26 protein-coding genes are annotated in these 25,475 nt (G+C 67.1%); 8 read left to right on the forward strand and 18 right to left on the reverse strand.

Annotated elements, in window-relative coordinates; translation table 11 throughout:
• Nucleotides 1-324 precede the first annotated feature (324 nt).
• The 7 genes from NJQ98_RS11995 to NJQ98_RS12025 all read right to left on the reverse strand — a co-directional run bounded on the left by NJQ98_RS11995 (nt 325) and on the right by NJQ98_RS12025 (nt 7,490).
• Nucleotides 325-1,995: a histidine kinase N-terminal 7TM domain-containing protein gene (locus NJQ98_RS11995; RefSeq protein ID WP_262179000.1), complete on the reverse strand. Its 1,671-nt coding sequence runs from the start codon at nt 1,993-1,995 to the stop codon at nt 325-327.
• 301 nt (nt 1,996-2,296) lie between these two features.
• The gene (locus NJQ98_RS12000; protein ID WP_262179002.1) at nt 2,297-3,409 is read right to left on the reverse strand and encodes a DUF7118 family protein; all 1,113 of its coding nucleotides are present in this window, start codon (nt 3,407-3,409) and stop codon (nt 2,297-2,299) included.
• Nucleotides 3,409-3,771 (reverse strand): phosphoribosyl-AMP cyclohydrolase, encoded by a 363-nt coding sequence (gene hisI / locus NJQ98_RS12005; protein ID WP_262179003.1) that lies wholly within the window; start codon nt 3,769-3,771, stop codon nt 3,409-3,411. The genes NJQ98_RS12000 and hisI overlap by 1 nt, the downstream gene beginning before the upstream one ends.
• Before the next feature lie 42 nt (nt 3,772-3,813).
• Nucleotides 3,814-4,815: an A24 family peptidase C-terminal domain-containing protein gene (locus NJQ98_RS12010; protein WP_262179005.1), complete on the reverse strand. Its 1,002-nt coding sequence runs from the start codon at nt 4,813-4,815 to the stop codon at nt 3,814-3,816.
• Between the two features lie 155 nt (nt 4,816-4,970).
• Nucleotides 4,971-5,360 carry a ferredoxin Fer1 gene (gene fer1 / locus NJQ98_RS12015; RefSeq protein ID WP_262179006.1) on the reverse strand — a complete coding sequence of 130 codons (390 nt, stop codon included), beginning with the start codon at nt 5,358-5,360 and terminating at the stop codon, nt 4,971-4,973.
• An 81-nt stretch (nt 5,361-5,441) separates the two neighbouring features.
• The gene (locus NJQ98_RS12020; RefSeq protein ID WP_262179008.1) at nt 5,442-6,647 is read right to left on the reverse strand and encodes an inorganic phosphate transporter; all 1,206 of its coding nucleotides are present in this window, start codon (nt 6,645-6,647) and stop codon (nt 5,442-5,444) included.
• A 78-nt stretch (nt 6,648-6,725) separates the two neighbouring features.
• Nucleotides 6,726-7,490, reverse strand: coding sequence for a hypothetical protein (locus NJQ98_RS12025; RefSeq protein WP_262179009.1), 765 nt, complete (start codon nt 7,488-7,490; stop codon nt 6,726-6,728).
• A gap of 125 nt (nt 7,491-7,615) precedes the next feature.
• Here NJQ98_RS12025 and hisA point away from each other — a divergent pair, with 125 nt between their 5' ends.
• A complete protein-coding gene (gene hisA, locus NJQ98_RS12030) occupies nt 7,616-8,350 on the forward strand; it encodes a 1-(5-phosphoribosyl)-5-[(5-phosphoribosylamino)methylideneamino]imidazole-4-carboxamide isomerase (protein WP_262179011.1) in 735 nt (244 codons plus the stop codon).
• Nucleotides 8,351-9,580: an MFS transporter gene (locus NJQ98_RS12035; RefSeq protein WP_262179013.1), complete on the forward strand. Its 1,230-nt coding sequence runs from the start codon at nt 8,351-8,353 to the stop codon at nt 9,578-9,580.
• A gap of 96 nt (nt 9,581-9,676) precedes the next feature.
• Here NJQ98_RS12035 and NJQ98_RS12040 read toward each other — a convergent pair whose 3' ends face one another.
• Entirely contained in the window at nt 9,677-10,765 is a 1,089-nt protein-coding gene (locus tag NJQ98_RS12040; protein WP_262179014.1) for a S1C family serine protease, read from the reverse strand.
• A 349-nt stretch (nt 10,766-11,114) separates the two neighbouring features.
• Here NJQ98_RS12040 and NJQ98_RS12045 point away from each other — a divergent pair, with 349 nt between their 5' ends.
• Nucleotides 11,115-11,300 carry a hypothetical protein gene (locus NJQ98_RS12045; RefSeq protein ID WP_262179015.1) on the forward strand — a complete coding sequence of 62 codons (186 nt, stop codon included), beginning with the start codon at nt 11,115-11,117 and terminating at the stop codon, nt 11,298-11,300.
• Nucleotides 11,301-11,534: 234 nt separating this feature from the next.
• Here NJQ98_RS12045 and NJQ98_RS12050 read toward each other — a convergent pair whose 3' ends face one another.
• Both NJQ98_RS12050 and NJQ98_RS12055 read right to left on the reverse strand, forming a co-directional pair.
• Nucleotides 11,535-11,963 (reverse strand): GIY-YIG nuclease family protein, encoded by a 429-nt coding sequence (locus NJQ98_RS12050; RefSeq protein ID WP_262179017.1) that lies wholly within the window; start codon nt 11,961-11,963, stop codon nt 11,535-11,537.
• A gap of 3 nt (nt 11,964-11,966) precedes the next feature.
• Nucleotides 11,967-12,257, reverse strand: a complete 291-nt coding sequence (locus NJQ98_RS12055) for a hypothetical protein (RefSeq protein ID WP_262179019.1) — start codon at nt 12,255-12,257, stop codon at nt 11,967-11,969.
• A gap of 110 nt (nt 12,258-12,367) precedes the next feature.
• Between NJQ98_RS12055 and NJQ98_RS12060 the strand changes: the two genes are divergently transcribed.
• Both NJQ98_RS12060 and NJQ98_RS12065 read left to right on the forward strand, forming a co-directional pair.
• Nucleotides 12,368-13,624, forward strand: coding sequence for an MFS transporter (locus tag NJQ98_RS12060; RefSeq protein ID WP_262179020.1), 1,257 nt, complete (start codon nt 12,368-12,370; stop codon nt 13,622-13,624).
• Between the two features lie 142 nt (nt 13,625-13,766).
• Complete coding sequence (locus tag NJQ98_RS12065) at nt 13,767-14,396, forward strand: rhomboid family intramembrane serine protease (RefSeq protein ID WP_262179022.1); 630 nt, start codon at nt 13,767-13,769, stop codon at nt 14,394-14,396.
• Nucleotides 14,397-14,523: 127 nt separating this feature from the next.
• On the opposite strand, the gene NJQ98_RS12070 is transcribed toward NJQ98_RS12065, so the two are convergent.
• Nucleotides 14,524-15,258 (reverse strand): ribonuclease H-like domain-containing protein, encoded by a 735-nt coding sequence (locus NJQ98_RS12070; protein ID WP_262179023.1) that lies wholly within the window; start codon nt 15,256-15,258, stop codon nt 14,524-14,526.
• Nucleotides 15,259-15,430: 172 nt separating this feature from the next.
• Between NJQ98_RS12070 and NJQ98_RS12075 the strand changes: the two genes are divergently transcribed.
• A complete protein-coding gene (locus NJQ98_RS12075; protein WP_262179025.1) occupies nt 15,431-15,808 on the forward strand; it encodes a universal stress protein in 378 nt (125 codons plus the stop codon).
• Here NJQ98_RS12075 and NJQ98_RS12080 read toward each other — a convergent pair.
• Nucleotides 15,805-16,533, reverse strand: a complete 729-nt coding sequence (locus NJQ98_RS12080; protein WP_262179026.1) for an AAA family ATPase — start codon at nt 16,531-16,533, stop codon at nt 15,805-15,807. The genes NJQ98_RS12075 and NJQ98_RS12080 overlap by 4 nt on opposite strands.
• A gap of 124 nt (nt 16,534-16,657) precedes the next feature.
• Here NJQ98_RS12080 and NJQ98_RS12085 point away from each other — a divergent pair, with 124 nt between their 5' ends.
• Nucleotides 16,658-17,485, forward strand: a complete 828-nt coding sequence (locus tag NJQ98_RS12085; protein WP_262179028.1) for a DUF6517 family protein — start codon at nt 16,658-16,660, stop codon at nt 17,483-17,485.
• Here NJQ98_RS12085 and NJQ98_RS12090 read toward each other — a convergent pair whose 3' ends face one another.
• The 6 genes from NJQ98_RS12090 to NJQ98_RS12115 all read right to left on the reverse strand — a co-directional run bounded on the left by NJQ98_RS12090 (nt 17,486) and on the right by NJQ98_RS12115 (nt 22,125).
• Complete coding sequence (locus NJQ98_RS12090; protein ID WP_262179029.1) at nt 17,486-17,902, reverse strand: HIT family protein; 417 nt, start codon at nt 17,900-17,902, stop codon at nt 17,486-17,488.
• A gap of 46 nt (nt 17,903-17,948) precedes the next feature.
• Nucleotides 17,949-18,572 (reverse strand): uracil-DNA glycosylase, encoded by a 624-nt coding sequence (locus tag NJQ98_RS12095; RefSeq protein ID WP_262179031.1) that lies wholly within the window; start codon nt 18,570-18,572, stop codon nt 17,949-17,951.
• An 8-nt stretch (nt 18,573-18,580) separates the two neighbouring features.
• Complete coding sequence (locus NJQ98_RS12100) at nt 18,581-19,912, reverse strand: glutamate-5-semialdehyde dehydrogenase (protein WP_262179032.1); 1,332 nt, start codon at nt 19,910-19,912, stop codon at nt 18,581-18,583.
• Nucleotides 19,905-20,744 (reverse strand): glutamate 5-kinase, encoded by an 840-nt coding sequence (gene proB, locus NJQ98_RS12105; protein WP_262179034.1) that lies wholly within the window; start codon nt 20,742-20,744, stop codon nt 19,905-19,907. Before proB ends, NJQ98_RS12100 begins: the two co-directional genes overlap by 8 nt.
• Nucleotides 20,737-21,510: a pyrroline-5-carboxylate reductase gene (proC, locus tag NJQ98_RS12110; RefSeq protein ID WP_262179035.1), complete on the reverse strand. Its 774-nt coding sequence runs from the start codon at nt 21,508-21,510 to the stop codon at nt 20,737-20,739. The genes proB and proC overlap by 8 nt, the downstream gene beginning before the upstream one ends.
• A 252-nt stretch (nt 21,511-21,762) precedes the next feature.
• Entirely contained in the window at nt 21,763-22,125 is a 363-nt protein-coding gene (locus NJQ98_RS12115; RefSeq protein WP_262179037.1) for a DUF7344 domain-containing protein, read from the reverse strand.
• A 144-nt stretch (nt 22,126-22,269) separates the two neighbouring features.
• Between NJQ98_RS12115 and ileS the strand changes: the two genes are divergently transcribed.
• Entirely contained in the window at nt 22,270-25,473 is a 3,204-nt protein-coding gene (ileS, locus tag NJQ98_RS12120) for an isoleucine--tRNA ligase (RefSeq protein WP_262179039.1), read from the forward strand.
• Nucleotides 25,474-25,475: the final 2 nt, after the last annotated feature.

The raw sequence follows: 25,475 nt of genomic DNA on the forward strand, positions 1-25,475 counted from the left end.
GCGATGGCAGACGGCAAATCGGTCTTGATGACACCCGACAGGTTCCAGTGGCCGTAGTGAATAGACAGTGTGTATCGTACACAAGTTCGCGAACTACCCACATCTGCCGAATGTGACAGATTCAGTATACAGTTCACAGCCGAGATGATATAGTCGTATCTCTCTTGATGAGACGGCGGCCGCTGATGTTCGAGAGTTACTTGAGCTATCGGTTATTGTCAAAGCGTCTGGGTGGGAGCTATTGGAAACCGCGGGAGGGTTCGATGCAATGTCCAGCCTTCGGCGCCCAACAGAGCGAGCATGAACGGCACAGCGGTCGGCAACTCAGTTTTGCGATGAGGTCGTGGTGAAAGTCACGCCGCTAAATGTAAATCGTGCCCCACCACTACGACTCGCTGAGATATCGATACGCCACTGGTGTGCCTCGGCAATTTCTGCAACGATATGTAGGCCGTATCCAGTACCATCGGTGGTTGACGTATGTCCAAATTTGAGGACGTCGGCACGCTCGCTCTCCGGGATGCCGGGCCCATCGTCACTCACATAAAATCCGTCACCCGTGCGGCCGACAGTGACAGCGACGTCCTCGCCGCAGTGTTCTATGGCGTTACGAAATAGGTTCTCGAATATCTGTTCCACTCGGCTTACGTCTGCCCGGAATTCTCCGTCATCAACCACTGTCAGTGACGCGCCGCCGGTTTCGACACGGTCCCAACAGCGGTGGCTCACAGTATCCAGTCTGACAGTCTCTGTCTCGGCGACGGTCTGTCCTTGTTTGGCGAGCGTTAGCGTCTCACTGATAAGTGTATCAATACGGTCCAGAGCGTCCACAATCGGGGGGAGGTGCTCACTGTCGGTTTCATCGGCAAGCAGTGTCGCTCGCCCTTTGGCCACGCTCAGCGGATTCCGAATATCGTGGCTGATGGTTCCTGTGAACTTTTCGAGTCGTTCGTTTTGCCGTGTCAGCTGCTGTTCCCGTTGCTTGAGTTCCGTTATATCCTTTAGGACGAGTACACGTGCCATTGCGCCAGTGCCGTACTCTACTGTCGAGAGTTCGGCTTCGAAATACCGCTCCATATCAGCTGGTGAGACGGTACCAGACCAATCGGATGTCCCGGAACGGAACGCTTCAGTAAGGCCTTGCGTATCAGGGAAGATGTCGGCCACGTTCTGTCCGATCAATCTATCCGCTTCGATTATGTCACCCAAGTGTGTATTCATATCAATGACCATGCCATGGCGATTGGTGATAAGAATGGCCTCGTCGATGATATCGAATGCGTGCTCACGCCCAGGCCCCAATTCTAACCGGTGGTTGGCGTTCCCGCGCAGCGCGTAGAAAAATACGCCGCCGGTAACGAAGAGCGCAAGCGGGGTGGCGTCTACATAATCCGGAACGAATCCAGTGGTGTGTAACACGGGGGGAATAGCCATCAGAAGCGTGCCAGTGAGCAACGTCGCGGATAGTTCGACCTGTTTCCGTTGACCCGTCAGTAGACTCCCCGTCCAGAGCGCGATTGCAGCGAGTATGAGCCCATAGCCAAAGATATGGAGGTCAAATGCAAGCCACGGTCCGAGGTTGTTGTAGAACACGCCACGGTCGTCGACATAGCTGTCTGCCGTGTAGAGAAGCGTCGGTCGGGCGAGACCGATGAATTGGGTAGCCAGTGGCACCGAGAGGAGCCCAGCGAACACATATTGTGAGACGGGCTGTCGAAACACCGATTCTACTGCCATGAGGAACCAGCAGATTGCAACCAACGAAATACAGAAAATAATGACACGGTCAAAAAATATCGTCAGACTTGGACTGTTTGTAAACAATGCAGCCCCCCGAGAGAGCGTCCAGAGTCCGAGGCCACCCATTGCGATGATGAACCACCGGAATGCCGGTTGGTGTCGATAATTCCAGGCGACCCAAATCAGAAGTCCGATGGGTATCAGACCAAGCCACGTTAAAATAGTTAGCAAATTAAGTCCCGTTGGGACAAACATCACAGATATCAGATTGGTTAGCTTATACTAAATATATATATCTTATGATATTATTCAGTATCAAGTACGGTATTCGAGGTGGCTTTTTTACAAAATATTGTACAGCCGACCAACACAGATTCCTCCCGCCGCCTTCATCGAACCAGGACAGCCGTTTTACAATCTGTGTTTATAGGGGTGGTAAATACGCTTTTTCAGGAGATGAGCCAAATAAGCAGCCGATGCAACAGAATGTATACAGCGGACGAGAATCCACTGTGTTCGACCCACTGCTGGATTCAACAGCCAGTGCGTCCCGGGATTACAACGACTCGTGTTCCGCTAGCGCGTCCTCGATAGCCGCTTTCTCCTCACGGGCCTCCCGCAGTTCCGCCGCCACCGCGCCGCTGGCCAGCCGCTCGCGCTCGTCGGCGGCCAGTTCAGCCCGGGCGAGCGCGCTCTCGCGTAGCCGGTCGTAGTCCTCTCGGCGGGCCAGCGCCCGCACGTCACGCAGGCGCTCGACTACCTCGTCATCGGCGAACGTCGAGACCACCGACCGGTACTCGCGGGCGAGCCACGGCAGGCGGTCGGCCGGCGGCGGGGGCCACCCGACCGTCAGCGGTTCGGCGTCGAGGTTGCGGAGGTATGTCCGCCGGGTGCCGACGGCCCGCTTGAGCGCCTCAGTGTCGTCGACGTAGTGGTCGAGCTTCGAGGCGGAGTAGTCGGCGTATTCGAGCAGCGTCGGAATCGTCTCGGTGCCGGCGTCGTATCGCTCGACGTAGCCGACCAGGTCCTCGGGCGGCGACTGGAACTCGACCAGCGGGTACGCATCGGCTCGGGACAGGGCCGACAGCACCTCACGGGCCGGCGCCGACGAGCGGAACTCGCTGAACGCCGCGCGCACGCGCTCGTCGTAGGCCTCGATGGGGTCCCGGAGCCGCTCGACCGGCGCGTCGAGGTCCGCCTCGCCGAGGCGCTGGAGCCGCTCCAGCTCCTCGATTCGGTCGTCCAGTTTGTTCAGCCGCTTGCGGGCGTCCCGGCGGGCCTCCCGGTAGCGCTCGCGGGCCTGCTCCCACTCGTCCAGCCGGCCGGCCACGTCGCCGGCCGGTTCGAGCTTCCGCCGGGCGGTCTCGAAGTCGGACTCGCTGAGCCGTCGCTGCTGGAGGTAGTCGTCGACGGCCTCGAACGTCTCCTTCTCGGGGAGGTCGTCGTCGAGGTCGTCGGTCAGTTCGGCGACCCGCCCCTCGAACTCCGTGAACGCCTGGAAGTTCCCGCTCCCGGTCGCGGTGTCCTCGTAGCGGTCGAGCAGGTCGTGTAGCTCCCGGAAGCGGTCCCGACAGCGGCGCAACTCGTCCTCGCCGACGGCTTCGACCCGTTCGCGGGCCCGCTCTCGCTCGGCGGCCGCCTCCCGGAGCGCCCCGGCAGCGTCCGTCATCAGTAGACGTCGTCGGGGTCGAACACCTTCTCGCCGACGTCCTCGCCGTCGAGGGTCCGGTAGAAGCAGGACTCGTAGCCGGTGTGGCAGGCGCCGCCGGACTGGTCGATGCGGTACAGCAGGGCGTCGCCGTCACAGTCGACCCGGATCTCCTCTATCTCCTGGGTGTGACCGCTGGTCCCGCCCTTCTTCCAGAGCTCGTCCCGGCTGCGGGAGTAGTAGTGGGCGTAGCCCGTCTCGCGCGTCTTTTCGAGGGCCGCCTCGGTGACGTAGGCGAGCATCAGTACCTCGCCGGACTCGGCGTCCTGGGCGACCGCCGGGAGGTACTCGTTGTCGTCGAAGGCGAGCGTGACGTCGGTCATAGTTCGAGCGTCGCCTGTCCGGAAGATAGGTCTTTTGCACGGTCACGCGAGCCCGAGCGCCGACAGCAGCGCGTACAGCACGTCGCCGTAGACCAGCGCCGCGACCAGCCCGACGAACATCGGGACGAGGAAGGGGATACCGGGCGAGACCCACACCTCGTCGGCGTCGGCGAGCAGTTCCAGCCCCGCCCGCAGCGTCTCGGGGTCGGTGCCGTAGGCCGACCCCTCGACGTCGTCGAGGAACCGCTCGGCGCCCCAGGGGTCGGCCGTGCCGACAGTGCCGAACTGGTCGGCCGACCCCGAAGCGGGGACGCCGCCGTCCGTGACGACGGAGCCGTCCCCCGGCGGGTTCGGGTCGGCGGGCAGCGAGTCGGGGTTCCGGTGGGCGTCCGGGGCGGCCCGAAGCTCCGACAGGCTCGCGCCACGCCACTGGAGGTACATCCGGAGCGCGTCGAGGTCAAGCCCCGAGCGCGTGAACCCGTCGGCGTCCTCCAGCAGGCGGCCGTACTCCTCGGGGAGGCGCTCGACGGCGACGGGCTTGCCGAGGAACATCGCCCAGGAGAAGCGCCCCCGGACGAGGTTGCCGGCCGCGACGCCCAGCGGGTAGACGACCCCCGCTAGAACGGTGTTCGAGAGGATGGTCAGCGAGAAGACGCCGACCGGTGACCGCTCCAGCGGGAGTGCCTCAAACGGGAGGTAATAGATAGGGAACACCGGAAAGAGGACCGCGACGAGCATGAACGCCTTGGCGTCGGCGCCGCCGAAGCCGCCGATGAGCCAGAACCCGTAGGCCAGCGGCGCGACAAATCCTAGGCTGATAGTGACTTGGAGGAAGAACAAGCGGTCAGTGACCCTGGTTGGCCGCCCGAACGCGCCGCCGTTCAGGACGGCGTAGGTGTCCCAGAGCAACAGCACGACGGCCAGGGCGGCCAGCGGGAGCCACGTCTTGTTCGGGACCCGCCGGGTCTCGATATCGCGGTAGGCCGCCCAGCCGAACACGGGGACGGCGAGCAGTCGCAACAGGTCCGGTATCGACCCCAGCACGACTCCCCATGCCACGCCGACGGCCCTAATGGTTCCGGAACACCGGGCGTCCGGCGTCGGCCGTCCCACGGGGGGTCCAGCGGCTACCCGTGGTGGAGAGACGGGAACGTGAGTCCCCGAAGAATCGCGCGTTCAGCGAACGCACGTGTCCGTGTTTATATGACGCGGTTCTGCAGGTAGTCGAGGTGTTTGGCGTTGTAGACGATCTTGACCTCGTCGGCGTCGGGGCTGCCGATACAGGTCAGTCGGACGTTCTTCTCGTCGACTTCCTCGTCGCTGAGAATCTGCTGCATGTCCATGTCGATGTCGCCTTCGAGGACAATGGCGGCGCAGTTCGCACAGGCACCGGCGCGACAGGAGAAGGGCCAGTCGTAGCCCTGTGCCTCCGCCGCTTCGAGGATATACTCGCCCTCGTTGACTTCGAGCGAGCCGTAGTCCTCGTCGTCGAGGTCCATGTCCTGGGCCTCGCCGAAGACGTCGTCGTCGTACATGTCCCAGCCGTTGTCGTCCACTACTTCGTAGTTTAGGTACTCTACCGTGGGCATCATAGCCGGGTTCGAACCCCGTCTTGTTAGACTTTGCCCTTCGAACAGGCCGAACGGACAATTGTGACGGACGGAGCGGGGTCAGAACACCGGCAGGAAGCGGAAGACGAGATAGGCGGCGACGGTCGCGATGGAGGGGACGACGTTCTGGAGGAAGATGACGCGGGCGGTCGTGGCCGGTTCGAACAGGTCAGAGGCCTTCGGGAGGTCCTCCCGGGACTCCTCGCCGATGGGCTCGGTGTCCTTCGGTTCGGGCGTCCCCTTCTGCCCGCCGACGGTCGGGGCGTCGTCGGCGTCGGCGGTCAGCGCGCCGACCGAGACGTCGGGCGCCTCGCGCTTGGTCACCGTCTCCGAGAGGCGGGTCATCCGCGTCGCCCGCCCCCACCCCAGCCCGACGATGCTCATCGTGGCGATGATGACGAAGCTGGCGGGGATACCCAGCGCCGAGAGGAAGGTGACGATGGTCGAGGCGACCGTCGCCACGACGATGGCCGCGACCAGCGGCAGGTCGGTGAGGTCGTTGCCCACCGTGTCCATCGTCCGGCGAGCGATGGTGAACGCGCCGAGCCCGATGGCGGCCCCGCCCAGCAGGATGGCCGGGTAGAGGTCGAGCGAGCCGTTACCCACCAGCGGCGCGACGGCGTTGGCGACGTTCGACGCGCCGGCGGAAAAGCCCATGTAACAACCGATGCCGATGACGACGACCGTGCCGACGAACTCCCGCTGTGTGGTGTTCTCGCCCAGCGAGGGGCGGGGAATCGCGCCCGACCGGTCGAAGTCGAGCAGCGACCCCTCGCTCTGTGAGACGGCGAACCACGCGACCAGCTTGGGGTAGAAATACCGCCCGATGACGCCGCTGACCCAGAACGCGAGGATGGGCGAGACGAGCCACCAGACGACGATTTCCAGCATCAGCCCCGCGTTGAGCGTCCCGCGAGCGAGCCCGAGGCCGGCGATGGCGCCGACGGCCGTCATCGACGTCGAGGCGGGGACGCCGACGACGTTCGAGAGGAACAGCGCGATACCGATGAAAAACAGGACGACGATGCTGATGAGCGGCGAGAACTGCGTGGCGACGAGGTCGCTCCCGAGGCTCTTGACGACCGCGGGGCCGACGATGAGCCCCCCGGCCATCGCGAACACGGTCATCAGCGCCGCCGCCGACAGCTTCGAGAGAGTGTTCGACCCGACGGCCGGGCCGAAGGCGACCCCCGTCGAGGACCCACCGATGTTGAACCCGACGAAGATAGCGACGATAATACCGAGCGCGAAGAGAACCTCGACCATACCGATTCGAGACCGTGACGCCGTTAAAGATTACCGCCTCAGTGACCCTGTGGGCCGAGTGAGCAGGTCACAGCGAACTCACGCCGCGTCGTCGTTCTCGTCGTCCGCGAGCCGCTCGCGCTTCTCTGCGGCGGTCTCCTCGACCTCGCTTGCAGTCTCCTTTGCCGCCTCGACTTCCTCCGTGACCGACTCGGCGGTCTGTTTCGCGTCGCTGGTCTTGTCTTTCACTTCGGTCGTCTTGTCCTTGGCCTCGGTCACCGTCTCGACGGCGTCGCGGTCGCCGGTCTGGGCCGCCGTCTGCTCGACCTCGTCGGCCGTCTGCTCGACCTCGTCTGCGGACTGTTCAACCGCGTCCGCGGACTGTTCGACCTCGTCGGCCGTCTGCTCGACCGCGTCCGCGGACTGTTCGACCTCGTCCGCGGTCCGCTCGACGTCCTCGGCGGCCTCGTCGACGACCTCGGCCGCGGTCTCGACCTCGGTCGCGGTCGTCTCTATCTCCTCGGCGGTCTGTTCGAGCTGCTCGGCGGCCTGTTCGAGTTCGGCGGCCTTGGTCGCGACGTCGTGGTTCGTCCGTTCGAGCACGTCCGCCATCACGAGAAACTGCAGGATGCCGACCAGGACGAACGCCGAGATAGCGACGCTCGCGGCGGTCGCGAGCACCGACGCGGTCGTGTCCCCGACCGGGACGACGCCGACGGCGACGAGCGCCCACGCGAGCGCCAGCCCGATAGCGACGGCGGTGACGGCCTGCTCGAACAGGCGGTACTTCCGTTCGTGTGGGCCGAACATCACGGCCTCCAGCCGTCGAGCGAATGGCGTGAGAAACAGGATTCCAGCGGACATAGTAGCGAATGCTTGTCGGGCCCGATAAGGGTGTGGGGTGAGCGCCCCGGCCGGGAGCGGGCGTCCGCCGGGGCGGAACCGCCGGGACCGACACGCTTTCGACCGGGGCCGTCCCACCCACAGCCATGTTCCCGACCTTCGAGGTCGTCCCGGCGGTCGACATGCAGGACGGACAGGTGGTCCAGCTCGTCGGCGGCGAGCGCGGCACCGAGAAGACCTACGGCGACCCCGTCGCGGCGGCACAGCGGTGGGTCGAGGCCGGCGCCGACACCCTCCACCTGGTCGACCTGGACGGCGCCTTCGAAGGCGAGCGCGCGAACGCCGACGCCATCGACGCGGTGCTCGACGCGGTCGGGACGGGCGTCGACGTGCAACTGGGCGGGGGTATCCGCACCGCCGACGACGCTATCTCGCTGCTGGACCGCGGTGTCGACCGGGTCATCCTGGGGACCGCGGCCGTCGAGAACCCCGACATCGTCGCGGAGATAAGTCGGACACATCCCGACAGCGTCCTCGTCAGCCTCGACGCGAAGGGCGGCGAGGTCGTCGTCTCGGGGTGGACCGAAGGCACCGGGCTGGACCCCGCCGAGGCCGCCCGGCGCTACGCCGACCTCGGCGCCGCCGGGATTCTCTTTACCGACGTGGACGTGGAGGGGCAACTGGCGGGCGTCCGAACCGACCCCGTCGAGCGGCTGGTGGAGGCCGTCGACATCCCCGTTATCGCCAGCGGCGGCGTCGCCACCGTCGACGACGTGCTGGCCCTCGAAGCCGCGGGCGCGGCGGCCGTCGTCGTCGGCTCCGCGTTATACGAGGGCGAGTTCACGCTCGAAGCGGCCCAGCGCGCCGTCGACGAGCGGTAGATGGGGGACTCGGCCGCGGGGACGGAGGGGGGTCTGGCGGGGTCGGCTGCGAGCGAACGAACCGGCGGGGCCGGCGAGCGCGGTGACACCGGCCGGCGCTGGTGGACGGTCGCTATCTTCGCGTACATCGCACTGGAGGGCGCCGGCCTGCAGATGCGGGGGGCGGTCATCCCCGCGCTCCGGCGGAGCTTCGACGTGCCCGAGTGGCAGCTGGGACTGGTCGCGCCGGCCGGCACGGTCGGCTACGTCCTCGCCGCCGTCCTCGTCGGCGCCGTGGCGGGCCGGCTCGACACGAGGCGGCTCCTGGTGGTCGGCTTCGTCGGCACCGGCGCCGGCATCCTGCTGATGGGGCTCGCGCCCTCCTTCGGCCTCTTCCTCGCGGCGTTGCTCGGCCGGGGGCTCTTTACCGGCGTCGGCCGGGGGACCGACCGGCCGCTACTGTCGCATCTCTACCCCCGCCAGCGCGGCCGAATCTTCGGCTTCTACGACATGATGTGGGCCGTCGGCGCGACGGTCGGCCCGCTGCTCGTGGCCGCCGCCGTCGCCGCCGGGGACTGGCGGCTGGCGTACTACGCGCTCGCGCTCGCGTTCGTCCCCGTCGTCGCGCTGGCCGTCGCGCTGCCGACACCGGAGGTCGACGGCGGCGACGACGCGCTGGGGTGGGCCGAACTCCGCCGCATCACGCGCCAGCCGCCGGTCCTGACGATGGCGGTCGCGCTCTTCCTGTCGACGGGGTTCGAGGGCGGGCTGTTCACCTGGGTGACGACCTACGCGCAGGGCCGGCTCCCGGAAACGCTCGCGACGGGGTCGCTGTCCGTGATGCTCGCGGCCTACGTCCCCGGGCGCTTCGCCTCCGGCTGGCTCTCCGAGCGGCTGGGTTACGTCCGCCTCGCCGCCGCGCTGGTCGGGCTGACGATTCCGGCCTTCTGCTACACGTTCTTCCTCGCGGAGGGGTACGGCCTGCTCGTCGGCCTCTTCGTCGTCGGGCTGGGGCTCTCGGGGATGTACCCCACGCTGCTGGCCTACGCGACCGAGGCCGTCCCCGAACACAGCGCCCCGGTCAACGCGGCGGCCGCCGTCACGAGCGCCGCCGGTATCGCCGTCGTCCCCGCCGCGATGGGCTTTGTCATCAGCGACACGGGCGTCGTCGGTGCCATGCGGCTGCTCGCCGTCCCCCTGGCCCTGCTCGCGCTGGTCCTGTCGTACGCGCTGTATCGGACTGGTAGGTAGCTGCTGGGACTGTGCCGTTTCCGACCTCTCTGGTAGCGACGGCTCCTGCGACCGGCGACACGAGACGGTAGTACAGGCGATTACCGGGCGCTGTCCTCACACATCACCGGGCGCGGGCCGGTTGGTGAGCGTCACGGTCACTTGTTCCCGTTGCCCGTTGCGGAGGACGGTGAGCCGGACGGGGTCGCCGGGTGAGCCTTCAACGGCGAGATATCTCGCCATATCCGCCGGCGTGTCGACCGGTTGCCCGTCGATACTCACGATCACGTCACCGCCGACAGGGACTCGCATTCCCTCTGTCGCCTCGAATCGATTGCTCTCCTGGAGCTCCGCGCTGGCCGGCGTCCCGCCCTGAGTGTTCAAGACGATCACGCCCTCCGTAGCGTTGAGGTCGTTGGCCTGGGCGATTAGCGGGCTTACTTCGGCGACTTGTACGCCCATGTATGAATGCTCGTAGTCCCCTTCCGCGATGAGTTGCGGGACGACCCGTTCGACGATAGAGGCGGGAACGGCGAAGCCGATGTTCTCTCCACCGCCGAGGGTGTTCACGCCGACGACGGCGCCGCTATTGCACGAGACGAGCGGTCCGCCGCTGTTCCCCGGATTGATGGGGGCATCCGTCTGAATCGTGTTCGGGACATCGAAGGCCCGTTGCGTCGGCACTGACCGGTTCACCCCGCTAATTATGCCCGACGTAATAGTGCTCCTGAGCCCGAACGGGCTCCCGAGTGCGGCGACGCGCTCGCCGGGCCGAGGTGGGCTGTCGGCCAATTGAATCTGCTCGGCGGTTTCGGGCGTCTCGTTCACTCTGACAACGGCAAGGTCCGCAACGGCGTCAGTCCCGATGACAGTTCCCGGCACCGCCTCGCTCCCGGTGAACGTTACCTGAACTCGTGCCGTATCGTTGACGACGTGGTTGTTGGTGATAACGTAGCCCGTCCGGTTCTCCGAAACGTTGTACAAAAACCCGGACCCGAGCCCGCCCTGCGTTTGAATCAACGCGACCGAGCTAATCGTCTCGCTGTACAACTGCTCGTAATTACACCCCTGCTGGGCCGTGCTGAGAGACGAACCAGTACGACTCTCCTCGTCCTGGGCTGTCAACGACGTGCCGAGCGCCGGTGCAGTCGTAAGGCCGACGAGGGCGAGGAGGACGAAAATGAGGTGGAGTCCGTTGCGTTGCATACACGTTTGTCGTTAACAGGAATCAAGAAAAGGGGGAAACACCGTTTTTTCCGCTCCTCTCCCGGGACGAGAAGTAAGCCCCGGTTGACGAGCGTCGAGCTGACGTACCGATAGTCGGCAAGTTCCCGGTCACCCCTCTCACGACACCTCTAACGCCGAAATATCGGGTACGGGATGCCTATTGACGTACCGGACACCGTGTGTTTTCTCGGGGGTGGTCAGATACAGCGTCCCGCCGAGCGGCCGTCCCCAGCCCTCGGTCCCCGATACCTGCTACGACGCGCTCAGTCCCATAATGAGTCCTATCGACCACCGGAACAGTGATTGGAACATGTTTTCTAACCACGATATGGTTCGACTCAAGTTTGCGTTCGCCGCCGGTATTTTTGCGATGCTTGGGGCCGCAATCACTCAGTTCATACATCTGACGTTCATCGAATCGACTGTGGCGAATATAGCGTTAGAGGCTCTTTTCGTGGGAGCAGTCGTCTACATCGGCCTCAAAGCTCTTGAACGGTCTGTGGATACGCAGTAGTTACCACGCAGTACGGTGAGCACGGACTACACGCGCCCGCACTGAGTGGCTGATTCAACAACGAGTGTCTGAAAGGGAGAATCGCGCTGTGCTGACTGTATCCTCTGTATCCAGCAAGCAGTTCCCGGGGTGTCCCAACGAGGGGGCCCTGAGTATGATACAGTCGTATTCTGCTTTTGTCATCCGCGTGCGCGTAGCTGGTCGGGGCTTTATACCTGCCACACTGCCCTCGAACTAGCCGCTCTCACTGGTAACCACGTCGTGAGCCCGTTCGACAGCCGTCACCAGCTCCTCGCTGTCGTCACATCCGACGAGATGCGAGTCGCAGGCACAGTCCGAACAGCCGAAATCCGGGACCGTCCGGTCCGCTGAATCGGCGAGGTGCTGTGCGACGGCACACTCGACGTCCGCGGCGGTCGTCACGACCGTCTCGACGCTGGTCGCGTCGTCGCCCAGCAGGTAGTCGACGTGCCAGTGGCGGGCGCCGTTCTCGCCGCTCGCGACGGCGCGGTGGCGCTCGACGCGGGAGAAACCCCCCGAGCCCAGTGCGCTCCCGGTGTAGGCGTACCAGCCGGCCGGAAAGTCGATATCGCCCAGCGCGCCCACCTCGATGGGGCCGTCGCTCGCACGCTCTAAGACGAGCGTGTACGTCCCGCCGGTCACCGTTCAGCCCGTGATGGTCGGGTCAGCCGCGAACGGGCCGGGGCCCTCGATGCGGAACTCCCGGGAGTCCGTGCAGTCCTCGTTGGCGGCGGCGAGGTCTCCCACGAGCCAGTTGAACGCGCGGCGGAAGTCGGCGTGGGGAGCCTCGGCGTAGCGGTCGATGACGGCCTCGCTCGTGAGCTCCTCGTCGTACTGCTCGGCGAACTCGGCGATGTTCTCGGCGGCCGTTGCTGCGGTGTCGGCGTCGGTCTCCTCGCCGAATGCCTCGGCGAGTGCGTCGGTGAGGTCGGACATACGCGGAACAACAGGCCCGAGCCACCTATGCGTTCTGGAACCGGTCAGTACGGCTCCCCACTGCGGTTTCCCAACCCTTTTGCGCGGATTCGGCTTAGTCGGCGACACACATGGAGACCGAGCCCTCAAACGGTCTGGCCCGAGCTATCGACCGCGTTCGGGGCCAGCGGGCCGTCGTCTGGGCGGTCATCACGAGTACGTTCTTCATCGGCTTCGGCGGCGGCGTCGTCTACCCCATCCTGCCGAACCTGGGGGCCGTGCTGGGGATTTCGCCGTGGCTCGTCGGCGCTATCCTCTCCGCCAACCGCTTCTCGCGGCTGGTCGCGAACGCGCCGGCGGGCGGGCTCGTCGACCGGGTCGGCACGCGGACGCCCTTCGTCGTGGGGATGGTCGTCCAGGCCGTCGCCACCGGCACCTACGTCGTCGCGATGGTCGCACCGTTCCCGGAGGCGTGGTTCATGGTCGCGCGAGTCGGCTGGGGCGTCGGGAGCGCCCTCGTCTTCGCGACGGCCTACACCATCGCCGCGGACGTCAGCGACGGCGGCTCGCGGGGCGCGAACATGGGTCTCATCAGGGGCGGAGTCCTCTTTGGCTTCCCGACTGGCGTGGTCATCGGCGGCATCGTGAGCGAGGTCGCCGGCACCGTGACGGCGTTTTCGGTCGCTACGGCCTTTGCCGCCCTCGCCAGCGTCGTCGCCTACTGGGCGGTCCCGGAGACCCACGTCGAGGGGGAGCGCAGCCAGTCGGTCAAGCCCTGGGACGTCAACACCAGCCTGCCGGCGCTGACGGTCGGCACGGTGAACTTCGCCGTCTTCTTCGTCTACATCGGGGCGTTCTTCGCGGTGCTCGTGCTCTTTCTCGACCAGGCCCAGCTTCGCGTGTTCGGCTTCGACGCGCAGGGCTCCTCGGGCATCTTCATGGGCATCACGGTCGTCGCCGCCGGCGTCTCGATGTACACGAGCGGCGCCATCAGCGACCGTCGGCAGTCGCGGGTCCCGACGCTACTTGTCTTTCTGGTCGCTACGTCGCTGGGCTTCCTGCTCCTGGCCGCCGTCGAGAGCCTCCCCGTGCTGGTCGTCGCCTGCCTCCTGATAGGCGCCGGCCAGGGCGGGACGAGCGGGCCGTTGATGGCGCTTTTGGGCGACCTCGTCCCCGACGCGGAGATGGGGCGAGCCGTCGGCACGAACAACGTCCTCGGGGACCTCGGCGGCGGATTCGGCCCCATCGTTACGCTCCCGCTGGTCGAGACGGCCGGGTTCGACCCCATCTTCGTCGCCTGTGCGGCCCTGCCGCTGCTGGCCGGCGGGCTCCTGCTGGCCGGCGTCCGCCGGGAGACCGGTCAGTTCGTCCCCCGCGTCGAGTCCTAGAGCGAACTGCCGTGTCGCGTCCCGCACGAGACACCCGAACAGCCCGAAAGAGCTTGCGCTGCGAACCGCCGTAGCGAACCCCAACGCCGGCGACCGACCAGCGAGCCCGACCTTCTTGTACGCAGACGGCCAACTGTCCCGTATGCGCCCCCTCCGGCAGAGCCCGACCGTCGTGACGCTGGCGCTCGTGCTGGCGGTGTTCGCCTGCCAACAGGTCGCCGGCCTCCTCGGCTGGCGGGGGCTGTTCGCGCTGTCGAACCCGCTGCTGGCGCGGCCGTGGACGCTGGTGACGAGCGTTTACGCCCACGAGAACGTCTCACATCTGGTCGCCAACGCCCTCGCGCTGGCGCTCGGCGGCTTGCTGGTGGAGCGGGCGACGACCGGCGCGCGCTTTCACGCCTTCTTCGTCGGCGTCGGCGCCCTCGCCGGGGCGACACAGGTCGCCGTCGCGGGCCTCGTCGGGCCGGTGGTCCCGGGACTCCCCGCAAAGGTCACCGTGCTGGGCGCGAGCGGGGCCGTCTTCGGCCTCTATGGCTATCTGCTGGGGGCGAACCGCCTCACGGAGTGGGTCGTCGCGGGCGTCGAGCTCGCCCCACGAGTCCAGCTCGCGCTCGGGGTCGTGCTGGCGGCGGTCGTCACGCTGTTGACGGCCAACCCCGGCGCGGCGCTCATCGCCCACTTCACGGGCCTGCTGGTGGGGTTTCTGGCCGGTCGCGGACACCTGCTGGCGCCGAGCGAACGGCCCCGGGAGCGCCGCCCGACAGTGGAGTGAGCGCCCCGCTGGCTCTACGGGTCGCTTCGCTCACGGCTGCACCGTTCGCCGTCGAGGCGTTCCCGCCGGTCACGCCTCGTACTCCCCGTTCCGCTTCGAGGAACGCTCCCGTTGGTCGCGTTCCTCGCTAGATAAAGACCTGCTCGTCTAACTGCGCCGTCACCTCGTCGGCCAAGGTCCGGAGGTTGACGGTGTCCTCGCGGTTGTAGGAGATGAGCGTCTCCAGGGAGCCGTCCTGGCCCCGTTCGTGTTCGCGCCAGAGCCGGACCGCGTCCTGCCCGGAGATGTCGGGCCGGTCGCGCTCGATGCCGATGTCCTTCTCGACCTGCTTGAGCCCGCCCGAGAGCCCGATTTTCTTGCAGGTGTACATCAGGTCGAGGTGGGGTCGCTGGAGGTCGATATCGAAGTTCGCTTCCAGGAAGGGGACGTCGAAGCGCTTCCCGTTGAACGTCACCAGCAGGTCGGCGTCGGCGAAGGCCGCCCGGAGGTTCCCGGCGGTGAGGTCGTCGCCGGCGACGAGCGTCTCGGTCTCGCCGGCCTGGTGCAGTGAGACGGTCGTCACCTGATTGCGGCGCTCGTCCAGCCCGGTGGTCTCGATGTCGAAGAAACACGCGCGGTCGTCGAAAGTCTCGTAGAGGCGCCACTGCTCGCTGCTGGGGAACTGCCGGTCGAAGTAGGCCACGTCTGCCGCGTCGAGGTACTCGCGACCCTCGGCGATGAACTGGTCGATACGGTCGCCCCGCTTCCCGCCGACGACACCCGGTTCGAACTCGTCCCAGTGGGTGACACCCTGCTCCCAGATGGACCGCTCTGTCTGCTCGCCGACGCCGTCGACCCCGATGAAACTGTTCTCGACGCGCACGTGCTCCGGTAGTGGCGGGTGCGTATGTAAACCTCTCGGGTAGCGGGGAAACGACCGCAGGGAGCTTCCCCCGAATCGCGAGCGGGGAGGAACGACCCGCGAGCAGCGGCGAAGCGCCCTCGAAACCGAGCGGGCCGAAACCCCGAAAGGCTCGGGCCGCCCAAGGGGAGCCATGACCGACTACCTCGTCGCCACCGCCTCGGTCCACGTGACCGCCGCGGCGGCCGACTACCTGCAAGCGCGCCTCGACCCGAGCGAAGACAGCGTCGTCGTGGTCGGCGTTCGGGAACCCGGGCGCCACGAGCGCGACGCCGGCGACGCGGCCAACGTCGCCCGGTCGCGGCTGGCGGCGGCGATACCCGAAACCGAGGTCCGGGAGGGCGACGCGACGACCGAACTGCTGGCGGCACTCGACGACCACGACCCCGACGTGGTACTCGTCGGGGCCAACGCCGGGACCGAGGGGGCCAGCGGCGTGGGCTCGACGGCGACGGCGCTGCTTGCGGACGCCGACCGGCCCGTGGTCGTCGTGCCGCTGCCCGAGCTCTAGCCGAGGCGGTCGAGCAGCCCCGGCTCCTCGAAGTCCAGGTCCAGGTCGACCTCCAGCAGTGCCTCGACGGCAGCGGCGACGGCGGGAGCGAGCGCCGACTCCGGGTCGAGCGCGTCCGGCCCGACCGGGTCGCCGGCGGGGAGGGCGTGGTCGGCGCCCTCGACGCTGACCGCGTCGGGGGCGTCGGTTCGGGTGGCGACGACGGCGTCGGCAGGGGCGTCGAGGTCCCGCAGCCGCCCGCGCTGTCTGGGCAGCAAGTCGGCGCCCCGCCGGGTCGCGGGAGCGACGAGCGCGTGCCGGTCCACCGCCGTGAGCGCTTCGACGGCCGGATTGGCCGCGACGGGCGGAACGTCCACCAGTACGTGGTCGAACCGGTCGGCGGCGTCGGCGACGGCGGTTCCGAGGGCCCGCGCGGCGTCGGGCGCCTTCGCGCGGGCGAGGCGTTCGAAGGGCGCGTGGGCCGGGCAGAACGACACCCGCCCCGGCACGTCGTAGTCGGCGTCGTACAGCGCGGTCTCGAAAGCGGTCTCGCCGACGGCGACGGCGGTCACGTCGTCGGTGATTCGGCCCCTGACGTGGGTCGCGAGCCCCTGTGTCCCGAAGGCGGCGTCGAGCACGGCGACCGAGCGGCCGGCCCGGCCCAGCGTCGCCGCCATCTCCACGGTCGTTCTGGTCGTCCCGGCGCCGCCGGCAACGCCGACCAGCGCGAGCGTCGGTGTGCTCATACTATAGTCGAGACTCCCCCTGAAATAAAAAGTTCAGTACGGCGGCGCGTATGGTTGTGTTCCTGATTGATAAGAATACTTATCATATACTCGGCCGTATAGCGGTATCAAGTGGAAACCAAACATGACAGGTGAGCAAAATAGCGGTACGTGGGACCGACGGACGTTTCTCCAGCTGACGGGCGCCGCGGCCGGTGCGGGGCTGCTCGCGGGCTGTAGCGAGGTGACAGACCAGGAGTTCGTCGCCGACGCGGTCGTCCTCCCGGAAGACGACCAGGAGGCACTCGGGTTCGCCCCGGTCGCCGAGCGGACCGAGCGCCGGGAGTTCTCGGAGACCGTCGGCGGACAGGACGTGACGGCGACAGTGGAGAGCGCCGTCTCGGTGTACGTGTCTGCCGACGTCGATATCGATTTCACGACCGAAACCGGGACGGCGACGGGGACGGCGACGAACGGGACCGGCTCGGTGGACGACGTGAGCGCCGAAACGCTCTCGGGTGGCCAGCTCAGCGTCGGCGTGCTCAGCACGCCCGCCGCGACCATCGCCGGCGAGTCGCTGAACCCGCTGGCCCGGCTGGGGCTGGCGGACCTGCTGACCAGCGACCAGGCGGAGTCGTTCCTGACCGCCGCCGGCGTCGGCGAGGGCGACGGCGTCGACTGGCAACGGGGCCCGACAGAGCTCTCGACGGCCGATGGGACCCTGCTGGAGCAGGACGTGACGGTCGAGACCCACGCCGGCGTCATCAGCGGCGAGACGCCCAACGCCACCTACCTCCACATGGCCCGCGTGGAAAACGACAACAGCGTCGTCATCGCGGTCGGCATCCAGAGCTTCGACGTCGAGGACACCTCGAAAGAGCTCGTCGGCCCGGACGGCTACATGAGCGAGAGCGAACTCGAAGAGGCCCGCTCGACGGTGGTCGGCGTCGACGAGGCCCTGGTCGTCGAGTAGCTACCCGCTGATTTCGGCCGCGATGTCGTCGAGTTCCTCGTCGCTCAGGTCGGGCCGGTCGCTGACCAGCGCGTGGATGGGGCGGCCGCCGTCGTCCTCGAACCGGGGGACTATGTGGCCGTGGACGTGGGGAACCTCCTGACCGGCGGCCTCGCCGTTGTTGAACGCCACCGTGCTCGCGGGCGCGTCGACGGCGTCCTCGACGGCCGGCGTCAGTCGGTGCAGCACCGACATGACCTCGCTACCCAGTTCTTCGGGGAGAGCGTTCAGCGACTCGTGGTGGTCCTTGGGGATGACGAGCGTGTGCCCCGGCGCCAGCGGGTTCGCGTCGAGGAAGGCGAGCACGTCGTCGTCCTCGTACACCGTTCTGCTGGGGATGTCACCGGCGACTATCTGACAGAAGATGCAGTCGTCCATGGTCGTCGGTGCGGCCGGCGCGGCCATGAAAGTTTCTCCGCGGCGGTCACCCGTCCGTCGCCCGCTTGACGGTCGCCCCTATCGCCTCGACGTACCCCTCGTAGCTGTACCCCAGCCGCGAGAGCCACACCTCCTGATAGCTCGGGTGGAGCAGGGGAACGACCGGAACACCGAGCGCGTCGCTCCCCCGCGGTTCCAGCACGCTGTCGAGAAAGCCGTCCAGTTCGTCGCCGTCGAGGGCGAAAACCGTCTCCGTGGCGTGCTTGCCGGTCGTGACCACCGCCTGCGGCGTGACGGCCTCGACTTCCGCGACGAGATAGGGCCGGCAGTTGGCCAGTTCCTCGCCCGTCGGGTCCCGGTTCCCCGGCGGATGGCATTTGACGGCGTTCGTGTAGTAGCAGTCCTCGTGGCCGAAGCCGGCGTCCGAGAGGAGAGACCGTATCTTCCGGCCCGAGGCGCGGGAGGTGTAGGCCATCCCCGTCAGGTTGCCGCCCCGCCACTGGTCGGCTCCGGGGTCGCCCTCGGCGGGGGCCTCACCGACGACGACCACGTCGGCGTCGAGCGGTCCGTTCCCCCAGGAGAGACAGGTCCGGCTCTCGACCAGTTCCGGACAGCGGCGGCAGTCGGCGGCGAGGGCGTTCCGGCTGTCGTCGTCGGGAAACGGCGGCATCCAGCGAGTTATTCGTCGGCCAGCTGTCCCGGCGTCCACTCGCCGTCGAACTCCCGGTGGGTAAAGGGCAGCGCGTCCTCGCCGGCGTAGCTGGCGACGAGCTGGCCGTCGCCCTCCAGGTAGTACTTGTAGGTCGTCAGCCCCTCCAGGCCGACGGGCCCGCGGGCGTGAATCTTGCCCGTCGAGATGCCGACCTCGGCGCCGAGGCCGTAGCGGTAGCCGTCGGCAAAGCGGGTCGAGGCGTTGTGGAAGACGCTGGCGGCGTCGATGCCGGTCATGAACGTCTCGGCGGCGTCGGCGTCCTCGGTGACGATGGACTCGGTGTGTTTCGAGCCGTTCTCGTTGATGTGGTCGACGGCGTCGTAGACGTCCTCGACGACCTTGATGGCGAGTTCGAGGTCGCCGTACTCCGCGCGCCAGTCGTCGTCGGTGACAGGGTCGACGTCGACGACCTCGCGGGTCGCTTCGTCGCCCCGAAGGGTAACGCCCTCCTCGCGGTAGCGCTCCACGGCGCCCGGGAGGAAGTCGGCGGCCACGGCCTCGTTGACCAGCAGCGTCTCGACGGCGTTACAGACCGCGGGGTACTGGACCTTCGCGTCCAGCGCGATGTCCTCGGCCATCGCCAGGTCGGCCGCCTCGTCGACGTAGACGTGACAGACGCCCTCGGTGTGTCCGAGCACCGGAATCTGTGTGTTCTCCTCGATGTAGGAGACGAACTCAGAGGAGCCACGGGGCATCACGAGGTCGACCATGTCGTCCATCGAAAGCAGGCGGTCGACCTCCTCGTGGGCCTCGATGAGGGTGGCCCAGCCCTCGGGCAGGTCGGCCGCGGCGTCCATGATGGTCTCGTACAGCACCCGGTTGGACTCGCTGGCCTCGCTGCCGCCCTTGAGGATGACGGCGTTGCCGGATTTGAGCGCCAGGGCGGCTATCTGGACCAGCGCGTCGGGCCGGGACTCGAAGATGGTGCCGACGACACCGATGGGGACCGAGAGCTTGTACAGTTCGAGGTCCTCGTCCAGTTCCCTGGCAGCGAGGGTCTCCCCCAGCGGGTCGTCCTGTCCGGCGACGGACTCGACCATCCCGGCGATGCTTTCTAGCTTCCCCTCGTCGAGTTTGAGCCGGTCGACCAGCGCCTGCGTGTACTCGCCCTCGGCGAGCATGGCCTCGGCCTCCTCGACGTCGGTCTCGTTGGCCGCGAGGATGGCCTCGCTGTTCTCGCGGATGGCGTCGGCGATGTCGGCGAGGGTGGCGTTTCGCCGCGCCTCGTCGACGTTCGCGAGCCGCAGCGCGGCCCGGTTGGCCTGTCGAACCTGTTCGTGTGTGTCTGTCTCAGTCATCTACCTCTCCGTTGATAGGGACGAATATTGTGCCCACCGATTCCGCGTCGGCGACCCTTCGGAGCACGTCCGGCTCGGCCGACCCCGCGATGACCGCGGGGATGCCGTGTTCGGCCACGTCGCGGGCGCCGCGGACCTTGGTCCGGATGCCGCCGAAGCCGCCGGTGGCGCTCTCGCTGACGATGTCCTCGACGGCCCCGTAGTTGCGGCCGACGGCCTCGATGCGCTCGGCCCCGGAATCCTCCTTCGGGTTGCCGGTGTAGACGCCGTCGACGTCGGTGAGCGTCACCAGCAGGTCGACCTCGACGCCGACGGCGATAGAGGCCGATATCATGTCGTTGTCGCCGATGCGGAGCTCCTCGGTGGCGATGGCGTCGTTCTCGTTGATTATCGGGACGATGCCCCAGTCCAGCAGGGTCTCGACCGTGTTGCGGAAGTTGGTGAACCGCTCGGGGTTGTCGAGGTCGTGTTCGGTGATGAGAATCTGGGCGACTTTCCGGTCGTAGCGCTCGAAGCTCTCGGTGTACCGGCGCATCAGGTGGCTCTGGCCGACCGTCGAGAGCGCCTGGGACTCCTCCAGGGTCCCAGTGTCCTGACCCACCCCGACGCGACCGATACCGGCCCCGACCGCGCCCGAGGAGACCAGCAGGACCTCCTTGCCCCGCGAGAGCAGGTCCTCGATGTCGTCGACCAGCTTGTCGAGCTTGGCGTCGTCGAGGTTCGACTCGTCGTCGGTCAGGGAGTTCGTCCCGGCCTTGACGATGACCCGCTCGGCGTCGGCGGCCAGCGTCCGGGTCGCGGCGAGCGTCCCGTCGGAGACGCCGTCACTCATCGTCGAAGTCGGCCGCCAGCTCCTCCGAACGGCGTTCGGCGGCGGCGACGGCGTCTTTCAGCGCCGTGTCGGCGTCGCTGTCCCACAGCACTTCCATGCCCTCGATGGTCGTCCCGTTGGGCGAGCAGACCGCGTCGATGAGCTCGTCGGCCGAGCGGTCGTCCCGCAGCACCGTCTCGGCGGCGCCCTTGAACGTCTGGGCGGCCAGTGTCTGGGCCTCCTCGTGGTCGAGTCCGCCCGCGACGCCGGCCTCGGTCATGGCCTTGATGAAATAGAAGACGAAGGCCGGCCCGCTCCCGTTGACCGCCGTGGCGATGTCCATCCGCGACTCCTCGATTTCGGCGAACTCGCCGACGTCCGCCAGCAGGGCGCGGACCTCGTCGGTGAGGTCACCGGTCGCGGCGGCGGCCATGTCGCGCGTCTCGGCTGCGAGGTTCGGCATGATGCGTACGACGCGGGCGTCGGTGCGGGCCTGGACGAAGTCGGTGGGGACGCCGGCGGCGATGGTGACGAGCGTCTGGTCGGCCGAGAGGTCGAGGTCCGCGAGGACGGCCTCGACGATGTCGGGCTTGACCGCGACGAAGACCACGTCCGCCTCGGCCGCTTTCGAGATGTCGTCGGTCGTCTCGTCGGCGTAGTCGGCCACCGCGGCGAGCGCGTCCGGGTCCAGGTCACACGCGACGATAGTGTGTCCCCCGGCCTTCGAGAGCCCGGTGACCAGCGCACTGCCCATGTTCCCGCAACCGATGACGCTCGTATGTACCATTGGTAGTAGCTCAACACACGAACGACAGATAGTAACTACGTTTTCCTCCGGCGACGTGGCGCGAACCAGCCGGAGTGGTGTGCCACGGTCCGTACACGGTCGGGACGAGCTCCGAGAGCCCGTCTCACCCGCCCGCCGGCGCGGCCGCGCTGGCGAGCCGGCAGTGTACGGCGTCGGTTCCGCCGCCGGAACCGCGCGTGGTCCCGCCAGCGGTCGACGGGTAAGCGGGGGCGCCGCTCCGTCCGGGTAGCGTTACCGACCGTTCCAGTCTTCCAGGGCCTCGACGACGGGCATATCGAGCCACTCCTGGCCTTCCAGAGGCAGGTCGTCGCTCGAAACCACCCGCCGCTGTGGGTCGTACCGGACCAGTCCGGCGGCCGAGAGCGGCGGGATATCGACGTGGTGGAGCCGTACCTTGGCGCGCTCGCGCTCGGACTCCGTGACCGCCTCGGTCGACTGCTCCGCCCCGTCCGCGGCGAGTTGGCCGGCGAGCCAGTCGAGCGGGACCGCGCCGTCGGCCTCGCTTACCCGTGCGAGCAGGACTCGTCGGCGGCGGCTGCCAAGGAGGTCGAACGGGTTACCCGCGTCGTCGGCGAGTGGCGGTTTTGATAGCATCACATAGAGGGACGCCGCGTATCGGCATGAGTTCCCTGCCGGAAGAATCAGAGCCGCAAGTGGTACCGACGGTCGGCACCGCTGGTCCGTGCCGCGGGCGGTGTAACCGATTCCCCTTTAATGCCGGCGGCGAATAAGCCCGGTATGGAACGGTTCGCCGCGGTCGACGACCAGTACGACCCCGAGAGCGTGGAGTCGGGGGTCTTCGACTACTGGGACGACGTCGACGCCTACGAGCAGACCAAGCAGCACCGGGCCGACGGGGAGGACTTCTTCTTCGTCGACGGGCCGCCCTACACCTCCGGGGCCGCCCACATGGGGACGACCTGGAACAAGACGCTGAAGGACTGCTACATCCGCTATCTCCGCATGCAGGGGTACGACGTGACCGACCGGCCGGGCTACGACATGCACGGCCTCCCCATCGAGACCAAGGTCGAGGAGCGCCTGGACTTCGAGAACAAGAAGGACATCGAGGAGTTCGGCGAGGAGAACTTCATCCAGGAGTGCAAATCCTTCGCCAACGAGCAGTTAGAGGGACTCCAGAGCGACTTCCAGGACTTCGGCGTCTGGATGGACTGGGACGACCCCTACAAGACGCTCTCGCCGGAGTACATGGAGTCGGCCTGGTGGGGGTTCCAGCAGGCCCACGAGCGCGGGCTGGTCGAACAGGGCAAGCGCTCCATCAACCAGTGTCCCCGGTGTGAGACGGCTATCGCCAACAACGAGGTCGAGTATCACGACGTCGGCAAGCCATCTATCTACGTGAAGTTCCCTCTGGCCGAACGTGACGGCTCCCTCGTCATCTGGACGACGACGCCCTGGACCATCGTCGCCAACACGTTCGTCGCCGCCGACGGCGACCTCGAATACGTCGGCGTCGACGCCACGAAAGACGGCGAGACAGAGCGCCTCTACCTCGCCGAACCCTGCGTCGAGGACGTGCTGAAGGCCGGCCGCTACGACGACTACGAGGTCGCCGAGGAACTCACCGGAGAGGACCTCGTCGGCTGGGAGTACGACCACCCGCTGGCCGAGGAAGTGCCCGACCACGCGCAGGCCGAGGGGTCCGGCCAGGTGTACACGGCCGACTACGTCGAGGCCGACCGCACGGGGCTGGTCCACTCCGCGCCGGGCCACGGTGAGGAGGACTTCGAGCGCGGGCAGGAGCTCGACCTCGAAATCTTCTGTCCGGTCGACAGCGACGGGACCTACACCGACGCTGCGGGGAAATACGCCGGCGCCTTCGTCCGCGACGCCAACGACGACGTCATCGCCGACCTCGACGCGAACGGCTACCTGCTCTCCAGCGAGCAGGGCCACACGGTGCGAGAGGGACAGTGCTGGCGCTGTGACACCGATATCGTCCGCATCGTCACCGACCAGTGGTTCATCACGGTCACCGACATCAAAGACGAGCTGCTTGAGAACATCGAGGATTCGGAGTGGTACCCCCAGTGGGCCCGCGACAACCGCTTCCGCGATTTCGTCGAGGAGGCGCCGGACTGGAACGTCTCCCGGCAGCGCTACTGGGGGATTCCCATCCCCATCTGGCTCCCGGAAGACTGGAGCGGCGACATGGACGACGCCATCGTCGTCGGCGACCGCGAGGAGCTCGCCGAGCGCGTCGACCAGGACATAGCGCCCGAGGACGTGGACCTCCACAAGGGGACCGTCGACGAGCTGACCATCACCGAGGACGGCACCACCTACAGCCGCGTCGGCGACGTCTTCGACGTCTGGCTCGACTCCTCCGTCGCGACGTGGGGCACTGTCGACTACCCCGCCGAGACCGAGGGCTTCGAGGAGCTGTGGCCCGCCGACCTCATCATGGAGGCCCACGACCAGACCCGCGGCTGGTTCTGGTCCCAGCTGGGCATGTCGACGGCGGCCACCGGCGAGGTTCCCTACAAGCAGGTGCTGATGCACGGCTACGCCAACATGCCCGACGGCCGCGGGATGTCAAAGTCAAAGGGTATCCTCGTCGACCCCCACGAGGTCATCGAGAAACACGGCCGGGACCCGATGCGGCTGTTCCTGCTGTCGGTGAACGCCCAGGGCGAGGACATGAACTTCTCGTGGGAGGAGACCGGCGAGATGCAACGGCGGCTCAACATCCTCTGGAACGTCGCCCGCTTCCCGCTACCGTACATGCGGGCGGACGGCTTCGACCCCGAGGAGACGACGGTCGAATCGACGCGTGACTCGCTCGAACTCGTCGACGAGTGGGTCCTCTCGCGGCTCCAGACCGTGAAGTCGGCCATGACCGACCACATGGACGACTACGAGAACGACAAGGCCGTCGGCGAGCTGCTCGATTTCGTCGTCGAGGACGTCTCCCGCTTCTACATCCAGGTCGTCCGCGAGCGGATGTGGGAGGAGGAAGACAGCGGTTCGAAGCAGGCCGCCTACGCCACGCTGTACCGCGTGCTTGAGGAAGCGGCCGCGCTCTTTGCGCCCTTCACGCCGTTCGTCGCCGAGGAAGTGTACAGCTCGCTGACCGGCGACGCGGGCCACCCGACGGTCCACATGTGCGACTGGCCCGAGGCCGACGACTCGCTCCACCAACCCGAACTGGAAGACGAAATCGAGGTGGTTCGGGAAGTCGAGGAAGCGGGCTCGAACGCCCGCCAGCAGGCCGAGCGGAAACTGCGCTGGCCCGTCACCCGCGTCGTGGTCGACACCGACAGCGACGCCGTGGCCGCGGCCGTCGAGTCCCAGTCGGCCATCGTCGCCGACCGGCTCAACTCGCGTGCAGTCGAAGTGGTGGGCGCCGGCGACCAGTGGGGCGAGCTCCGCTACTCGGCCGAGGCGGACATGAGCGAACTCGGTCCCGCCTTCGGCGACGACGCCGGCCGCGTGATGAACGCCATGAACGAGGCCAGCATCGACGAGCCGTCCCTGGCGACGCTCCAGGAGTCGGTCGTCGATACGCTGGGGGAGGAGGTCGAGCTGACCGAGGAGATGGTCACCTTCCGCCGGGAGACGCCCGAGGGCGTCACCGGCACGGAGTTCGAGGCGCTGGACGGCGGCGGCGTCGTCTACGTCGACACGGCGCTGACCGAGGACATCGAGAGCGAGGGGTACGCCCGCGAGGTCATCCGCCGCGTCCAGGAGATGCGCAAGGACATGGAGCTGGACATCGAGGCCCGCATCGTCGCGGACCTCGCCATCGACGACGAGCGCGTGGACGGTCTCGTTCGGGAACACGAGGACCTCATCAAGGAGGAGGTCCGGGCCGACGAACTCGACGGCGTCGAGGGCGGCCACCGCAAGACGTGGGACGTGGAGGGCGTGGAGATGGAGATAGCGATTGCGCCCGTCGCGGCGGCGGAAGCGTCCGAGTAGGG

The sequence above is a fragment of the Haloarcula laminariae genome, from assembly GCF_025457605.1.
In the GTDB taxonomy this organism is placed as follows: domain Archaea; phylum Halobacteriota; class Halobacteria; order Halobacteriales; family Haloarculaceae; genus Haloarcula; species Haloarcula laminariae.

Bases quoted from the DNA above. Each gene is read 5' to 3' on its own strand.
- NJQ98_RS12020 (WP_262179008.1), bottom strand. From the start codon at position 6,647: ATGGTCGAGGTTCTCTTCGCGCTCGGTATTATCGTCGCTATCTTCGTC.
- NJQ98_RS12025 (WP_262179009.1), bottom strand. From the start codon at position 7,490: ATGTCCGCTGGAATCCTGTTTCTCACGCCATTCGCTCGACGGCTGGAG.
- NJQ98_RS12045 (WP_262179015.1), top strand. From the start codon at position 11,115: ATGGTTCGACTCAAGTTTGCGTTCGCCGCCGGTATTTTTGCGATGCTT.
- NJQ98_RS12115 (WP_262179037.1), bottom strand. From the start codon at position 22,125: ATGCTATCAAAACCGCCACTCGCCGACGACGCGGGTAACCCGTTCGAC.
- NJQ98_RS12000 (WP_262179002.1), bottom strand. From the start codon at position 3,409: ATGACGGACGCTGCCGGGGCGCTCCGGGAGGCGGCCGCCGAGCGAGAG.
- NJQ98_RS12100 (WP_262179032.1), bottom strand. From the start codon at position 19,912: ATGACTGAGACAGACACACACGAACAGGTTCGACAGGCCAACCGGGCC.
- hisI (WP_262179003.1), bottom strand. From the start codon at position 3,771: ATGACCGACGTCACGCTCGCCTTCGACGACAACGAGTACCTCCCGGCG.
- NJQ98_RS12040 (WP_262179014.1), bottom strand. From the start codon at position 10,765: ATGCAACGCAACGGACTCCACCTCATTTTCGTCCTCCTCGCCCTCGTC.
- NJQ98_RS12035 (WP_262179013.1), top strand. From the start codon at position 8,351: ATGGGGGACTCGGCCGCGGGGACGGAGGGGGGTCTGGCGGGGTCGGCT.
- NJQ98_RS12055 (WP_262179019.1), bottom strand. From the start codon at position 12,257: ATGTCCGACCTCACCGACGCACTCGCCGAGGCATTCGGCGAGGAGACC.
- NJQ98_RS12065 (WP_262179022.1), top strand. From the start codon at position 13,767: ATGCGCCCCCTCCGGCAGAGCCCGACCGTCGTGACGCTGGCGCTCGTG.
- hisA (WP_262179011.1), top strand. From the start codon at position 7,616: ATGTTCCCGACCTTCGAGGTCGTCCCGGCGGTCGACATGCAGGACGGA.
- proB (WP_262179034.1), bottom strand. From the start codon at position 20,744: ATGAGTGACGGCGTCTCCGACGGGACGCTCGCCGCGACCCGGACGCTG.
- fer1 (WP_262179006.1), bottom strand. From the start codon at position 5,360: ATGCCCACGGTAGAGTACCTAAACTACGAAGTAGTGGACGACAACGGC.
- NJQ98_RS12085 (WP_262179028.1), top strand. From the start codon at position 16,658: ATGACAGGTGAGCAAAATAGCGGTACGTGGGACCGACGGACGTTTCTC.
- NJQ98_RS12090 (WP_262179029.1), bottom strand. From the start codon at position 17,902: ATGGACGACTGCATCTTCTGTCAGATAGTCGCCGGTGACATCCCCAGC.
- NJQ98_RS12060 (WP_262179020.1), top strand. From the start codon at position 12,368: ATGGAGACCGAGCCCTCAAACGGTCTGGCCCGAGCTATCGACCGCGTT.
- NJQ98_RS12095 (WP_262179031.1), bottom strand. From the start codon at position 18,572: ATGCCGCCGTTTCCCGACGACGACAGCCGGAACGCCCTCGCCGCCGAC.
- NJQ98_RS12075 (WP_262179025.1), top strand. From the start codon at position 15,431: ATGACCGACTACCTCGTCGCCACCGCCTCGGTCCACGTGACCGCCGCG.
- NJQ98_RS11995 (WP_262179000.1), bottom strand. From the start codon at position 1,995: ATGTTTGTCCCAACGGGACTTAATTTGCTAACTATTTTAACGTGGCTT.
- NJQ98_RS12080 (WP_262179026.1), bottom strand. From the start codon at position 16,533: ATGAGCACACCGACGCTCGCGCTGGTCGGCGTTGCCGGCGGCGCCGGG.
- proC (WP_262179035.1), bottom strand. From the start codon at position 21,510: ATGGTACATACGAGCGTCATCGGTTGCGGGAACATGGGCAGTGCGCTG.
- ileS (WP_262179039.1), top strand. From the start codon at position 22,270: ATGGAACGGTTCGCCGCGGTCGACGACCAGTACGACCCCGAGAGCGTG.